This window comes from Hoeflea sp. AS60, assembly GCF_038900115.1.
GTDB lineage: Bacteria > Pseudomonadota > Alphaproteobacteria > Rhizobiales > Rhizobiaceae > Hoeflea.
This window is the reverse complement of record NZ_JBBMQP010000002.1, coordinates 1681740-1695301: the sequence shown is the minus strand read 5'-3', so window position 1 is coordinate 1695301 and position 13562 is coordinate 1681740. Positions and strand designations below refer to the sequence as shown.

At 60.1% G+C, this 13562-nt stretch carries 15 protein-coding genes; 3 read left to right on the top strand and 12 right to left on the bottom strand.

Features of this window, described 5'->3' with window-relative positions; translation table 11 throughout:
- Positions 1–101: 101 nt before the first annotated feature.
- The 8 genes from WNZ14_RS18545 to WNZ14_RS18510 all read right to left on the bottom strand — a co-directional run bounded on the left by WNZ14_RS18545 (position 102) and on the right by WNZ14_RS18510 (position 6627).
- Complete coding sequence (locus WNZ14_RS18545) at positions 102–524, bottom strand: GFA family protein (RefSeq protein ID WP_342870095.1); 423 nt, start codon at positions 522–524, stop codon at positions 102–104.
- Between the two features lie 19 nt (positions 525–543).
- Positions 544–1008, bottom strand: coding sequence for an SRPBCC family protein (locus tag WNZ14_RS18540; protein ID WP_342870094.1), 465 nt, complete (start codon positions 1006–1008; stop codon positions 544–546).
- 2 nt (positions 1009–1010) lie between these two features.
- Positions 1011–1337: a metalloregulator ArsR/SmtB family transcription factor gene (locus tag WNZ14_RS18535; protein ID WP_342870093.1), complete on the bottom strand. Its 327-nt coding sequence runs from the start codon at positions 1335–1337 to the stop codon at positions 1011–1013.
- A gap of 316 nt (positions 1338–1653) precedes the next feature.
- Positions 1654–3585: a 1-deoxy-D-xylulose-5-phosphate synthase gene (dxs, locus tag WNZ14_RS18530; protein ID WP_342870092.1), complete on the bottom strand. Its 1932-nt coding sequence runs from the start codon at positions 3583–3585 to the stop codon at positions 1654–1656.
- A gap of 108 nt (positions 3586–3693) precedes the next feature.
- On the bottom strand, positions 3694–4617 hold the full coding sequence (locus tag WNZ14_RS18525; protein WP_342870091.1) for a pirin family protein: 924 nt from the start codon (positions 4615–4617) through the stop codon (positions 3694–3696).
- Between the two features lie 23 nt (positions 4618–4640).
- Complete coding sequence (locus WNZ14_RS18520; RefSeq protein WP_342870090.1) at positions 4641–4886, bottom strand: exodeoxyribonuclease VII small subunit; 246 nt, start codon at positions 4884–4886, stop codon at positions 4641–4643.
- Between the two features lie 3 nt (positions 4887–4889).
- Complete coding sequence (locus WNZ14_RS18515; protein ID WP_342870089.1) at positions 4890–5816, bottom strand: histone deacetylase family protein; 927 nt, start codon at positions 5814–5816, stop codon at positions 4890–4892.
- Positions 5817–5871: 55 nt separating this feature from the next.
- Positions 5872–6627 carry a hypothetical protein gene (locus WNZ14_RS18510; RefSeq protein WP_342870088.1) on the bottom strand — a complete coding sequence of 252 codons (756 nt, stop codon included), beginning with the start codon at positions 6625–6627 and terminating at the stop codon, positions 5872–5874.
- 441 nt (positions 6628–7068) lie between these two features.
- On the opposite strand from WNZ14_RS18510, the gene WNZ14_RS18505 reads away from it, so the two are divergent.
- On the top strand, positions 7069–8265 hold the full coding sequence (locus WNZ14_RS18505) for a winged helix-turn-helix domain-containing protein (RefSeq protein WP_342870087.1): 1197 nt from the start codon (positions 7069–7071) through the stop codon (positions 8263–8265).
- A 152-nt stretch (positions 8266–8417) separates the two neighbouring features.
- The gene (locus WNZ14_RS18500) at positions 8418–9188 is read left to right on the top strand and encodes a gamma-glutamyl-gamma-aminobutyrate hydrolase family protein (protein WP_342870086.1); all 771 of its coding nucleotides are present in this window, start codon (positions 8418–8420) and stop codon (positions 9186–9188) included.
- Here the strand turns inward: WNZ14_RS18500 and ribB are convergent.
- Both ribB and aroC read right to left on the bottom strand, forming a co-directional pair.
- Complete coding sequence (gene ribB / locus WNZ14_RS18495; RefSeq protein WP_342870085.1) at positions 9185–10285, bottom strand: 3,4-dihydroxy-2-butanone-4-phosphate synthase; 1101 nt, start codon at positions 10283–10285, stop codon at positions 9185–9187. The two genes, WNZ14_RS18500 and ribB, sit on opposite strands and share 4 nt — an antisense overlap.
- A gap of 10 nt (positions 10286–10295) precedes the next feature.
- Positions 10296–11390 carry a chorismate synthase gene (gene aroC, locus WNZ14_RS18490; protein ID WP_342870084.1) on the bottom strand — a complete coding sequence of 365 codons (1095 nt, stop codon included), beginning with the start codon at positions 11388–11390 and terminating at the stop codon, positions 10296–10298.
- Between the two features lie 222 nt (positions 11391–11612).
- Here aroC and WNZ14_RS18485 point away from each other — a divergent pair, with 222 nt between their 5' ends.
- The gene (locus tag WNZ14_RS18485; RefSeq protein ID WP_342870083.1) at positions 11613–11873 is read left to right on the top strand and encodes a DUF1344 domain-containing protein; all 261 of its coding nucleotides are present in this window, start codon (positions 11613–11615) and stop codon (positions 11871–11873) included.
- Positions 11874–11924: 51 nt separating this feature from the next.
- Here the strand turns inward: WNZ14_RS18485 and WNZ14_RS18480 are convergent, their stop codons facing one another.
- Both WNZ14_RS18480 and fabI read right to left on the bottom strand, forming a co-directional pair.
- On the bottom strand, positions 11925–12515 hold the full coding sequence (locus WNZ14_RS18480; protein ID WP_342870082.1) for a histidine phosphatase family protein: 591 nt from the start codon (positions 12513–12515) through the stop codon (positions 11925–11927).
- A gap of 125 nt (positions 12516–12640) precedes the next feature.
- Positions 12641–13453: an enoyl-ACP reductase FabI gene (gene fabI / locus WNZ14_RS18475; RefSeq protein ID WP_342870081.1), complete on the bottom strand. Its 813-nt coding sequence runs from the start codon at positions 13451–13453 to the stop codon at positions 12641–12643.
- Between the last annotated feature and the right edge of the window lie 109 nt (positions 13454–13562).

The following is a 13562-nucleotide window of genomic DNA, read 5'->3' as shown; positions in this document are numbered from 1 at the left end:
CATGGTTAGGATCAGGCAAAGGCTTATGGTTTCAGAACTGTAACCTGTGTGGACGCCTATATCCCTCAGGCACAATGCTGGCCAGGGTGTCGGCATTGTGCCTATTGGGCCGCACCTGGGCTCTTGTCAAAGGCTGTGAGTACCGGGTTCATGTCGTCCCACTCGAGTGCGCTGCGGGCATAGGTGATCACCGATGGCGCGAAGAGCGAGGGATCATCGAGGCTCGAGGCATGGATGGTGAATATGCCCGGCATCGCGTCAAAGGTCAGGTAGACCGGTGTGCCGCATGCCGGGCAGAAAGCATGATGCTTGTCATATCCGCTGTCGGCGCGAATGGCCCATGTCTTTGCCGCACCTCTCACCGTCACCGCCGAGCGGTTAGGGAAGGTGAGGTAGGACGAGTGGCCGGTGCCGCTGCGCTTGCGGCAATCCGTGCACTGGCAATGGTTGGAAAAGACCGGATCGCTCTCGATCTCGTAGCGCAAAGAACCGCAGGCGCAGCCGCCGGTATAGGGTGTGGTCATCCCGGCCGCTCCCCGCGTCTCACGCAGCCTTCGGCTTGGCGAAGATATCGAGCCCGCGTCCGGTTTCGAGGAACGACTTCATGCTCGAGAGCACGATGGGCCAGCCCTTGCTGACGCCCAGATGCATGCCGGAGCCGGCAACAAGATCGTCATGGGTGACGGTGAGCCGCACCATCTCGTCGTAATCCTCGATCTCGAATGTCACACGCGAATAGGCCGTCGGATCATCCTTCTGCGAGTGGTTCGCCCAGGAAACGACAAGCCGGCGGGGCGGGGCGATCTCCACCACCTTGCCGACGAGATTGACCGTGTGCTCGTCATTGTCGCGCACATGCGCCCAGTCCGAGCCCGCCTGCCAGTCCGAGACGTTCTCGTGGCCCCAGTATTGCTTCGAGATCTCGGGGCGGGTGATGGCGCCAAACACCTTCTCGGCCGTCGAGGCGATGTAGGTGACATAGATCAGTGTTGTCTTCTCGCTGCTCATGGTCATTTCCCTTCCAGTTCGGTTTTGAGCTGGTGCAGCAGGCTGAGCTGCTGGACCTCGAATTTCCTGACCCAGCGCTCGTAGACTTCGTGCAGCGGCACCGGGTTTATGAAGTGCAGTTTTTCCCGGCCGCGTCGGGTGGTGCTCACCAGATTGGCCGCTTCCAGAATGCCGAGATGCTGGGTCGCCGATTGCCGCGCCATGTCGAGATTCTCGCACAGTTCGTTGAGCGTCTGGCCGTTCCGCTCGCACAAAAAATCGAGCAGCTTGCGCCGTGTCGGGTCGCCCAGCGCCTTGAAGACCAGATCCGTGTTGGTTGTCTCTTTCATCTCGGGGTCAGAATATGCAGGTATTTACCTGCATGTAAAGTCGAGAAGATGAATCTTTTTCTCAGTATCCGGATTCACCGTCTTGGTTTTCTCGAGTATCGCGTTGAAAAAATTGGAGAACTTTAATTTCGATCAGGTCAGGAATTCGCGCGTGCGCAAACGCTGACAGAGGCGTCCAGCCCCTCCATCCGGCTCTGTCATGGCCATTTCGGATCCTGAGAGAGGCCTTCGATCTGCCCCCTGGCGTGCCCCAGGCATGATCTGTGAAAGGCGGATGCAGGTACTTGCCGATCGGCCGTGCGGCCCGGTCAGGTGCCTAAGGCTTGAGAACTGTCACCTGGGCGCCGGCCCGGTTTTCCGCGTTAAGAGTGCGAAACACGGTGTCAACAATGCCTTTGCGGTCAAGACCGGCGCGCGCATACATGGCCTCTGGCGAGGCATGGTCCATGAAGATGTCGGGCATTACCAGCGAGCGCACGCGCAGGCCGCCGTCGAGCAGGCCTTCGCTTGACAGGAACTGCAGCACATGGCTGCCGAAGCCGCCAACCGAGCCTTCCTCGATGGTGATCAGCACTTCATGATGGCGCGCCAGCTGGCGGATCAGGTCCTGGTCGAGCGGCTTTGCGAAGCGGGCATCTGCAACGGTGGTTGAAAGTCCGGCGGCATTGAGATCCTCAGCCGCCACCAGGCATTCGGCAAGCCGTGTGCCGAACGACAACAGCGCCACCTTGGTGCCTTCGCGCAGGATCCGGCCCTTGCCGATTTCAAGGATCTGCCCGCGTTCCGGCATCTCGACGCCAACGCCTTCGCCGCGCGGGTAGCGAAACGAGATCGGGCCCTCGTCATAGCTTGCTGCCGTGCGCACCATGTGCTTGAGCTCGGCTTCGTCCGAAGCCGCCATCACCACGAAGCCCGGCAGGCAGGCGAGATAGGTCGTGTCGAAGGTGCCTGCATGGGTGGCACCGTCCGCGCCGACAAATCCGGCCCGGTCGATCGGGAACCGCACGGGAAGTTTCTGGATCGCCACATCGTGGACCACCTGGTCGTAACCGCGCTGCAGGAAGGTGGAATAGATCGCGCAGAACGGCTTCATACCCTCGGTCGCCATGCCGGCGGCAAAGGTCACGGCGTGCTGTTCGGCGATGCCGACATCGAAGGTGCGGCTCGGGTGAACCTTGGCGAACTTGTCGACGCCGGTCCCGCCGGGCATCGCCGCCGTGATCGCCACGATCCGGTCATCGTGCGTCGCTTCCTGCGCCAGCGTCTCGCCGAACACGGTCGTGTAGCTCGGCGCGTTGGGCTTGGCCTTGGCCTGGGCGCCGGTGACGACGTCGAACTTGGAAACGCCGTGATACTTGTCTGATGCCGCTTCGGCGGGCGCGTAGCCCTTGCCCTTTTGCGTGACCACATGGATCAGCACAGGCCCGTCGGCATTGTCGCGCACATTGCGCAATACCGGCAGCAGATGGTCGAGATTGTGCCCGTCGATCGGCCCGATGTGATAGAAGCCGAGTTCCTCAAACATGGTGCCGCCGGTGACATAGCCACGCGCATGCTCGACAGCGCGGGTGATGGCGCGATCAATGTTCTTGCCGAGATAGGCGGTCAGCTTCTTGCCCGCTTCGCGGATGCCCATATAGGTGCGGCCAGAAGCCATTCGCGCCAGATAGGCGCTCATCGCGCCGGTCGGCGGCGCAATCGACATGTCGTTGTCGTTGAGGATCACGATCAGCCGCGCATCGAGCGCACCGGCATTGTTGAGCGCCTCGAACGCCATGCCTGCCGACATCGCACCATCGCCGATCACGGAAATCACGTTGCGCTTCTTGCCCTGCAGCTCGCTTGCCACCGCCATGCCGAGGCCTGCGGAAATGGAAGTCGATGAATGGCCCGCGCCGAAATCGTCATACTCGCTCTCACCGCGCTTGGTGAACCCGGACAGACCGCCTTCCTGACGAAGCGTGCGGATGCGGTCGCGCCTTCCGGTCAGGATCTTGTGCGGATAGCACTGGTGGCCGACGTCGAAGATCAGCCGGTCATGCGGCGTGTCGAATACCTTGTGGATGGCAACGGTCAATTCGACCACGCCAAGTCCTGCGCCGAGATGCCCGCCGGTGCGGGACACGGCATCAATCATCTCAGCCCGCAATTCGTCAGCAAGCTGCGGTAACTGCTTGTCATCGATGTTTCTCAGGTCGGCAGGATAATGAACCGTGTCGAGCAACGGTGTAGTGGGGCCTTGGGTCACGCAGTCAACCTCTCTGTCGCTTGGAGGTAGCGCGGAAGGCTGCGCCTGTAAACCCGTGCGAACACCAGCGTACAAGTCTGCGCGCTCATGCCACTCCCTCTCGAGCGGTCACTTGTCCGGTAGCGGTATGAACTCTTCGGCATCGCCGGGCACGATGTCGAACCGCCCGGAGCGCCATTCAGCCTTGGCTTGTTCGATGCGGTCCTTGGATGAGGAGACGAAGTTCCACCAGATATGCCGCTTGGTCGGGATGCTGTCGCCGCCAAACAGCATCATCCGCGCGCCTGCGGGGCCGGCCTTGATGGTAATCGCATCACCGGGGCGGAAGACCAGAAGCTGGTCCGGGCCAAACCGGTCACCGGCGATCTCGACTTCGCCTTCGAGCAGGTACAATGCCCGTTCTTCCCAGTTTGCGTCAAACGGCGCCGAGGCGGATGGCAACAGCGCCAGATCGACATAGAGCGTGCCGACGTGCTGTGGCACGGGCGAGGTGAGCCCGCCAAAGCTGCCCATCACCACGCGCGCCTGAATGCCTGCGTCGCTGATCTCGGGCAGTTCGGTGGTGGCGATGTGGGAAAATGTCGGATCGATCTCTTCGAGATTGTCCGGCAACGCCAGCCAGGTCTGCAGTCCGGATATCGGCATATCCGCGCTACGCATCTCGTCGGGGGTGCGCTCGGAATGGACGATGCCCCGGCCAGCGGTCATCAGGTTCACATCGCCCGGCTTGATCACCATTTCGGTGCCCAGACTGTCACGGTGCCGGATTGCGCCATCAAACAGGTAGGTGACGGTGGAAAGCCCGATATGCGGGTGAGGGCGCACATCCATCGCCGTATCACCGCGCAAGATGGCGGGGCCCATGCGGTCAAAGAAGATGAAAGGCCCGACCATGCGTCTGCGCGCGGTCGGCAGCGCCCGCTTGACCGAAAAACCGCCAATGTCGCGCGAGGACGGGATGATCAGATGTTCGATGGCGTCACAGGAAGGGGCGTCGCCGGGTTCCGGGTCTCCTCCGGGGAAAAAGCTCATGCCATGCTCCTGTGATCTCGGGTTTAATCGGCGTCGAGAGGTTCTGTTCCTGCGGGCTGGCCCTGACGGTCAAGGCGGATTTTCTCGATCCGCTTCTCGGCGGCGGAAAGCAGTTTTTCACAATGCGCTTTCAGGGCTTCGCCGCGCTCGTAGATCTCGATCGACTTGTCGAGCGCCACGTCGCCGCGTTCAAGCTGTTCGACGATGCGTTCCAGTTCGGCCACGGCCAGCTCGAAGCTCATGGCCGAAATGTCATTGGCTTCACTCATCAATCAACCCTCCTGCAACCGGATAACGTGGGCTGCCGCCGATTCGGCCAAGCCCACCAGATCATACCCGCCTTCCAGCAGGCTGACGACCCGGTTGCCGGCGTGGCGTCCGGCGATTTCCATCACCTTGCCCGTCGCCCAGTCGAAGTCGTCGGCCACCAGATTGATCTCTGCCAGCGGATCGCGGTGATGCGCATCAAAGCCGGCAGAGATGATGATCAGATCCGCATGCGCCTCTTCAAGCGCTGGCAGAATACGAGTGCGGAACGCCTCGCGGAAATGGTCGCTTCCGTCGTTGGCCGACAGCGGCGCATTGAAGATATTGCCCTTGCCGGTTTCCCCGAGCGCTCCGGTTCCCGGATAAAGCGGCATCTGGTGCGTCGAGCAATAGATCACGCTCGGGTCATCATAGAAGATGTCCTGGGTGCCGTTGCCGTGGTGCACGTCCCAGTCGACAATCGCCACTCGCTCGGCGCCGTACACCTTCTGCGCATGCCGCGCCGCGATTGCTGCCTGGTTGAACAGGCAGAAACCCATCGAAGTGTTTTTCTCGGCGTGGTGGCCCGGAGGCCGGGTCGCGACGAACGCGTTATCGGCTTCCTTCTTGAACACCGCATCCACCGCCGCCAAGGCTCCACCGACGGAAATCAGTGCCGCTTCCATCGAGCGCGGGCTGGCCGTGGTATCGGAATCGATCCGTGAAAACCCAGTCTCGGGAATGGCAGCGCGGATCTTCTCGAGATAGCTCTCGGGGTGAGCCAGCAGCACCGCCTCGGCCTGAGCCTCGGGCGCCAGATGCCGCACCAGCGTGTTGAAGTGTTCGTGTTCGAAGACAGCCTCGAGCGCTTTCATCCGGTCGGGCCGTTCGGGATGGCCGGCCGGTACAAGGTGTTCGAGGCAAATGGGATTGGAGTAATAGAATGTTGTCATGCAATCTATCTAGCGATGAATTGCGGCTGATGCCAGAGGCTACTTCTATGGGAATTCAAGGGGACACAACAATCAGTGTTCCGTCGACCGTTGCAGTGAGCACGCGGCCATCCACCAGAGCGATCGCCTTGTCGATGGCCCCGGGCAGGGCGATGTCGGCGCGCCCCGAGAGCGGAAATCTCAGGCGCCTGCGGTCTTGTGAGGGCAGTATCAGTTCCATGCGGCCACCGAAATTGCCGGTGGCTGACATGCCGAGCTCGCGGGAGCCGATTATGTGGTTGGACACATCAGTAGCGATATCATTGCTCTCGGAGAGCTTTCCGTTCCTGAAATCCAGTACAAAAAGACGACCGCCGATATGGGGCGTGCGCACACCGTAAAGTGTCAGCCCGCCATCGGGATGCGGCACGAGGCCTGCGATGTTGAGCCAGCGATTGGGCCGCCCGTTTTCCGATCCGGCACCGCGCAGTTTCAATTCGGTTCCGACAATGCCAAAAATCGTCGCAGCAGCGCCACCATCCTTGGAAGAGCGAATGGCAATCACCTCGTTGGTTCCGTCCCCGTCAAGATCCGCAATCCGTGGGGTGATGTCCTCGAACACTTGATCCACCGGCAAAATCGCTTCCAGGACCTTGCCCGAAGCCGTGACGACGACCAGCGATCCCGCTTCAATGGCGTCGCCCAGAACGCCGTGTGCGTACCGTGCTGTTGGCCGGGCAAACCATGCCTGGCGTATGTCGCCCGTTTGGGCGATTGCAATACGTCCGTCGGCAAGCGCATCCGCAGGCGCTGGATCCAGGTCCGAGGGCATGGGTGACGATTGCAGACAGATCCCGGAAACCGCGTCACAAGCCGTCGCAGCAAAAGCCTGCCCGGCGGCCACAATAAATGTGCCGCTTCCAGTCGTAACGACCCTTTCAACGGGCGCAGCGATTTTGACGGTATGGACCGTCTGGCCATGAGCAGCTGTCACAAGGCCACCGGCAAACAGAACGAGGACCGGCAGCATCCCCCGAAGCCGAACCAGGTATCTTGCCCTGTTGAGCTCATTTCGGGTGGCCGATCGCCACCAGGTGGCACAGAAAAGCCGGAGTGAAGAAGTCGAACGAGCCATGCCATACATCTACAGATGAAAAGGCTGTGAAGCCAGCACCGAGGCTTGGTCGTGCCGACAGGGGTCTTGTGACTGGCATGCGCTACCAATTACGGGCATGGTTCTTGAACAAAGCAAGAACACGTGTAAGGTCGATTCATGGTGATTCAGATCTCGAACAAGGCGGCGCGACGGATTTTCCTCGCCAAACAGGGGCTTTCCGCATCGCCGTCGCGCGCGCTGACAAAGGGTGATCTGCTGCAGCTCATCCACGATCTGGGGTTTGTCCAGGTCGACAGCATTTCGACTGTCGAGCGGGCTCACAACCAGATCATTTTCTCCCGCAACCAGACTTTCAAACAGAAACAGCTCACTGAGTTACTGGAAGAGGACAGGGCGCTTTTCGAGCATTGGACCCATGATGCCTCGATCCTGCCTTGCGCGTTTTATCCCTACTGGAAACATCGTTTTGCGCTCAAGGAAGAGGGGATGCGCAAACGCTGGACGAAATGGCATGGCGAGGAATTCGACAGGGCGTCTGACGAAACCTACGCCAGGATTTTGGAAAACGGCGCCATCCTCGCCCGCGAGATCCAGAAGCCCGATCACAAGTCCGGCGGTTGGTGGGAATGGCATCCATCCAAGACTGCGCTCGAATTTCTCTGGCAGACCGGCAAGCTGGCGATCAGCGGTCGGCAGAATTTCCAGAAGATCTACGATTTGAGTGAGCGCGTGATTCCCGCCCATCATCTGGCTGCCGAGGTGTCCCATGCGGACTTTGTCGATTGGGCCTGCCGCAGCGCCATTGAGCGGCTCGGGTTTGCCACTCATGGCGAGATTGCCGCGTTCTGGAACCTGGTCTCGCCGGAGGAGGCAAAGAGCTGGGTCAGCGCCAACCGGGATCAGCTTGAGGAGGTCGAGATCGAATGTGTCGGTGACGGCAAACCACGCGCCTCCTTTGCGCTGGCGGGACTGTCTGCGAACCCGGAGGATTGGCCGGAGCCGCCCGGACGCATCCGGGTATTGAGCCCGTTCGATCCGCTGCTGCGCGATCGTAACCGGGCCGAACGCCTGTTCGGCTTCCGCTACCGGATCGAGGTCTTCGTGCCGGAGCCGAAGCGTGAATACGGGTATTATGTTTTCCCCTTGCTGGAGGGCGGCCGGATGATCGGCCGCATCGACATGAAGGCCGACCGGAAGGCGGGAACGCTCAATGTTGCACGGCTTTGGCTTGAGCCCAAAATCCGCGCTTCGACAGGACGCATGGCCAAACTCGACGCAGAACTCGCCCGTGTCGCCCGCTTCGCCGGTGTTAGCGAGATCGTCCATGCCGATGGCTGGCGCCAGGGATTGTAAACCGCCGTGCCGGAAACCAAAGTGATGGAACAAACGTCACAAACGGCCGGTTTTTTTGCCTGCACAGAGTTGTTGAAAGTCACCTTGTGTGAAAAACATGACCTTTGTGGACGCCACATCGCGCGGCCCGGATTCGAATGCGAGACAAATACATGGCCAGGCCTGTCATCGGCGTCATCGGCAACGCCTACAGCGTGGAGAACAGGTTCACCGTCCAGATGGCCGGGCAAAACAACCTTCAGGCGGTTGTCGATGTCGTCGACGCCCTGCCGCTGATTTTCGCGGGCGATCCGAAGATAACCGACATATCGGATTTGCTTGACGTCGTGGACGGCATTCTGCTCACCGGAGCCAGGGCCAACGTCCACCCGACCCGGTTTGGCGTCGAGCCCGATCCCAGGCACGAGCCCTATGACGAGGGGCGGGACTCGGTTGCCTTGCCGCTGATCGAAGCCTGTGTTGCGAGATCAGTTCCGCTGTTCGGCATCTGCCGCGGCTTTCAGGAGATGAACGTGGCGGGAGGCGGTTCGCTGCATCCGGAAATCCGCGAACTGCCCGGACGGATGAACCACCGTATGCCCCGCCTCGAGACCGGCGAAATCCATCCCGATCCAACGGTCGTGTTTGCTGATCGCCATGAAGTTCGGCTGACCCCAGATGGCATTTTCTCAGGCATTCTCGGGACTGACCTGATCCGGGTGAATTCGCTTCATGGCCAGGGTGTGCTTGAGATCGGCGAAAAGATCATTGCCGAGGGAATTGCCGAAGACGGCACCATAGAGGCAATCCGCTTCAGGAATGCGGAAGGCTTCGCACTCGGTGTCCAATGGCATGCCGAATATGACCCGCAGGACAATCCCATCAACAAGTCATTGTTCCAGGCGTTTGGTGACGCGGTTAAGGCCTACCAGCGCGGGCGCTAGATAATCTCGGTCGACGCGATCTGGATGCCGAAACCTTCAAGCCCGACATAGTGACGTTCGCGCGAGGCATAGAGCTTGATCGAACTGATTCCGAGATCCTTGAGGATCTGCGCACCCAGGCCGATTTCAAGCCACTCGTCTTCGCGGGCCTTGGCTTCGGCGTGGCCTTCGCCCTCGATAACGGTCGTTCGGCGTGAAGCCTGAGGTCCGACACCGACCGAGCCTTCGCGCAGGTAGATGACCACGCCGCGGCCTTCGGATGCCATTTTCTTCATTATGGCGGTCATCGGCTCCTGCTTGGAGAAGACATCGTTGACCACCGATTCCTGATGCAGCCGAACCGGCACGTTGACGCCGTCACGAATATCACCAAACACCACGGCCAAGTGATGCATCGGGTCCCATGGCAGCTTGTAGCTATAGGCCTTCGCCTTGCCAGCCACAGTTTCCACATCAAAGCTTTCGATGTGCTCGATCAGCGTTTCCTTGCGCTGGCGGTAGGCAATCAGGTCAGCCACGGAGACCTGCTTGAGGCCGTGCCTGACGGAGAAATCATCGACCTGTTCGCCGCGTGTGACCGTTCCATCATCATTGACCAGTTCGCAGATCACAGCGATCGGGGGCAGGCTGGCGAGCTTGCACAGATCAACTGCAGCCTCGGTATGGCCTGACCGCATCAGCACGCCGCCCTCGCGGGCTATCAGCGGAAATATATGGCCGGGACGGGTAAAGTCGTTGGCGCCGGCATTCGGATTGGCAAGATTGCGCGCCGTCAGCGTCCGGTCATCGGCCGAGATGCCGGTGGTTGTGCCGTGTTTGTAGTCGACCGACACCGTGAACGCGGTTGTGTGGGCGGAATCATTGTCTGCCACCATGGCGTTGAGGTTCAGCCGCTTGGCTTCCTCACGCGGCATCGGGGTGCAGACAATGCCGGAGGTGTGGCGCACGATAAACGCCATCTTCTCCGGTGTGCAGTGCACCGCAGCGACGATCAGGTCACCTTCATTTTCACGTCCGCCGTCATCGGTGACGACAACGATTTCACCGGCCTCAAAGGCGCGAATGGCGTCAACGACGCGGGCTTGATCATAGCTCATGGGTAATCTCTCAATCGAGGCGGCCGGTCTGGCCGCGGTCTCTCAGGTAATGGTCGGCAAGCGCGCACGCCACCATGGCTTCACCGATGGGAACAGCGCGAATGCCCACGCAGGGGTCGTGCCGGCCCTTGGTTCTCACATCCACTTCCTTGCCATCGGAGTCAATCGAGCGCCGGTCGTTGAGGATGGACGACGTCGGCTTGACGGCGAACCGCGCCACAACCGGTTGTCCGGTCGAAATCCCGCCGAGAACGCCGCCTGCATTGTTGGACAGGAACACAGGCTTGCCATCGGCGCCTATACGCATCTCGTCGGCATTTTCCTCGCCGGTGATGCGTGCCGCCTCAAAGCCATTGCCGATTTCGACTCCCTTGACGGCATTGATAGACATCAGGTTGGAGGCGATGTCCTGATCGAGCTTGGCATAGATCGGCGCACCAAGACCGGCGGGCACATTGTCCGCCACCACTTCGATGACTGCACCGACCGAAGAGCCCGCCTTGCGAATCGTGTCGAGGTAGTTTTCCCAGACCGGGACCATTTCGGGATCTGGACAAAAGAACGGGTTGTTGTCGACTTCAGCCCAGTCCCAGTTGTCGCGATTGATCTTGTGCTCGCCGATCTGCACCAGCGCTGCGCGGACATTGACGCCCGGAACAACCAGCCGCGCCAGACCGCCGGCGGCAACCCGTGCAGCCGTTTCGCGGGCAGACGAGCGTCCGCCGCCGCGATAGTCACGTACGCCATATTTGACGTCATAGGTGTAGTCTGCGTGGCCGGGCCGGTACCGCTTGGCAATCTCCGAATAGTCCTTGGAGCGCTGGTCGGTGTTCTCAATCAGCATCGAGACCGGCGTGCCGGTGGTGATCAGCCCACCGTCGTCTTCGCGCATGACGCCTGAAAGAACCTTGACCAGATCGTCCTCACGCCGCTGGGTAACAAAGCGCGACTGGCCCGGTTTGCGCTTGTCCATCCAGTGCTGCAGCTCGGCTTCGGTGAAGCGTATGCCAGGAGGGCACCCGTCGACAATGCAGCCAAGTGCGGGCCCGTGGCTTTCGCCCCAGGTGGTCACGCGAAACAGGTGGCCGAAGGTGTTATGCGACATGCTGTGCAACCATGGGATATCGCGGAACAGGCCCGCATTTGAGGGTTCACCGTGACTTCTAGAGGAAGTCGGGGCCTTGGGGGAAGCCTTTTTGTTGAACCAGCCGCAAAGTGAAGCTGTTTCGTTGACAACCCAATTGTTTACCGCTCACATGCCGCCATCAATTTTGCCACAATCTGCCTCTTCAAAGAGGCAACTCAAAACATTGACAAGGACTGCCTTATGCGCACCGCCATTTCCGCCGTTTTGGCTGTTTTTTTCCTGCTGGCACCGGTTTCCGCCTGGGCTCAAAGCGCCGATGCCACCGGCAAGATCGCCGAAGTTTCCACCGCCGATCAGACGATCAAGCTCAATGATGGAAAGACTTATCAGGCTCCGGCCGAGTTCAATTTCGAAGGCCTGGACCAGAACGTCGAAGTCGTCATCTTCTACACCGTTGTTGACGGTAAGCGGATGATCAACGATCTGGAGCTGGTGCAGTAGCCACTGCTTAGCCCGCATCCGCAAAGCTCTGCGTGTTTTATGGCTGTATGTTCAGATCCAGCCGATCGAATCGCCATCAATCTTGAGCACCCGATCTTGCGGAATGTCGATGACGGCGGCATCGTCGTCTTCGACTTTTCCGATCCGGTTGAACAGCGTGCGAATCACGCCGCCATGGGCAACACAGATTGTTGGCCGATCAATGGTGGCCAGGAACCTGTCTGTGCGATCAGCCAGCATGGCATAACTTTCCGCCCGCTCGCCGGGTGGTCGGAAACGCCATTTGCTGTTGTTCCGCTCCTTGATGAGGTCGGGGGAGTGTGCCTCGACCTCAACCAGTGTCTGCCCCTCCCAGTCACCAAACGAAAGTTCGATCAGCAGCGGATCGGTGCGATAGGTGAGGGGATCCAGGCCTGCTGCCTTGCGAACAAGTTCCATGGTCTCGCGTGTTCGCCCCAAGGGACTTGCCACCCAGTCAAAACCGTCAAGGGGGAGTTCCAGGGCAGTCAGACCAGCCAGCGCTCTGCCATTGGCGGTTGCCTGGCCGCGGCCTTTGTCGTTAAGCGGGATATCGCGCGCGCCCTGCAGTCGCTGCTCCCGGTTGTAGTCCGTCTGACCGTGGCGGATCACATAGAGAAGCATGCACCATTCCTCTTGGAGAGAGCTTGACCTGGAGTGTCATGCGCTTGCTCGAACGCGCATGCGAGGCTCGTCACTTTGAATAGATGCAAAGCGCGCCCAAGTGAACCCACCTGAACGCAGCTAAATCAAACGACGCTGATGTCGGGAGCGTCTACGGCCTTCATGCCGATCGTGTGATAACCCGAATCGACATGCAGGATTTCACCGGTCACGCCGCGCGACAGGTCGGAAACCAGGTAAAGCGCTGAATCTCCGACTTCATCGATGGTCACGGTGCGCTTGAGAGGCGAGTTGTACTCGTTCCACTTGAGAATGTAGCGGAAGTCACCAATCCCGGAGGCGGCAAGCGTCTTGATCGGGCCGGCGGAGATCGCGTTGACCCGGATGTTGGAACCACCCAGATCGACCGCCAAATAGCGAACGCTGGCTTCCAGTGCTGCCTTTGCAACGCCCATGACGTTGTAATGCGGCATCACCTTTTCGGCACCGTAATAGGTCAGCGTGATGATCGAACCGCCGTCGGTCATCAGAGGCTCGGCCCGCTTGGCGACAGCGGTCAGCGAATAGACCGAGATGTCCATGGTGCGGTTGAAGTTTTCACGGCTGGTTTCGACATAGCGACCGGTTAGCTCGTCCTTGTCGGAGAAGGCAATGGCGTGAACCACGAAATCCAGTTTGCCCCACTTGCTCTCGATTTCGGCGAACACGGCGTCAATCGTATCAAGGTCAGTGACATCGCAGTGACCGGCGACGATGGCGCCGAGTTCGGCTGCCAGCGGTTCGACCCGCTTCTTGAGCGCGTCGCCCTGATAGGTGAGTGCAAGTTCGGCGCCCGCATCGGCGCAAGCCTTGGCAATTCCCCACGCAATCGACCGATTGTTCGCCACGCCCATGATCAGGCCGCGTTTGCCTTTCAGCAGGCCGGAAGTGTCAGCCATTGCAATTCTCCCTCGAAATTATCGGGCAGGCTATCGCACACAGGGCGTGCTGCCGCAAGTCAGGGCAATCGATTGGTTTAACTGCCGAGCGTTCGATTTTTGTAATGCG

Bases quoted from the DNA above. Each gene is read 5' to 3' on its own strand.
- WNZ14_RS18545 (WP_342870095.1), bottom strand. From the start codon at position 524: ATGACCACACCCTATACCGGCGGCTGCGCCTGCGGTTCTTTGCGCTAC.
- WNZ14_RS18540 (WP_342870094.1), bottom strand. From the start codon at position 1,008: ATGAGCAGCGAGAAGACAACACTGATCTATGTCACCTACATCGCCTCG.
- WNZ14_RS18535 (WP_342870093.1), bottom strand. From the start codon at position 1,337: ATGAAAGAGACAACCAACACGGATCTGGTCTTCAAGGCGCTGGGCGAC.
- WNZ14_RS18525 (WP_342870091.1), bottom strand. From the start codon at position 4,617: ATGAGCTTTTTCCCCGGAGGAGACCCGGAACCCGGCGACGCCCCTTCC.
- WNZ14_RS18520 (WP_342870090.1), bottom strand. From the start codon at position 4,886: ATGAGTGAAGCCAATGACATTTCGGCCATGAGCTTCGAGCTGGCCGTG.
- WNZ14_RS18515 (WP_342870089.1), bottom strand. From the start codon at position 5,816: ATGACAACATTCTATTACTCCAATCCCATTTGCCTCGAACACCTTGTA.
- WNZ14_RS18510 (WP_342870088.1), bottom strand. From the start codon at position 6,627: ATGCCCTCGGACCTGGATCCAGCGCCTGCGGATGCGCTTGCCGACGGA.
- WNZ14_RS18505 (WP_342870087.1), top strand. From the start codon at position 7,069: ATGGTGATTCAGATCTCGAACAAGGCGGCGCGACGGATTTTCCTCGCC.
- WNZ14_RS18500 (WP_342870086.1), top strand. From the start codon at position 8,418: ATGGCCAGGCCTGTCATCGGCGTCATCGGCAACGCCTACAGCGTGGAG.
- ribB (WP_342870085.1), bottom strand. From the start codon at position 10,285: ATGAGCTATGATCAAGCCCGCGTCGTTGACGCCATTCGCGCCTTTGAG.
- aroC (WP_342870084.1), bottom strand. From the start codon at position 11,390: ATGTCGCATAACACCTTCGGCCACCTGTTTCGCGTGACCACCTGGGGC.
- WNZ14_RS18485 (WP_342870083.1), top strand. From the start codon at position 11,613: ATGCGCACCGCCATTTCCGCCGTTTTGGCTGTTTTTTTCCTGCTGGCA.
- WNZ14_RS18480 (WP_342870082.1), bottom strand. From the start codon at position 12,515: ATGCTTCTCTATGTGATCCGCCACGGTCAGACGGACTACAACCGGGAG.
- fabI (WP_342870081.1), bottom strand. From the start codon at position 13,453: ATGGCTGACACTTCCGGCCTGCTGAAAGGCAAACGCGGCCTGATCATG.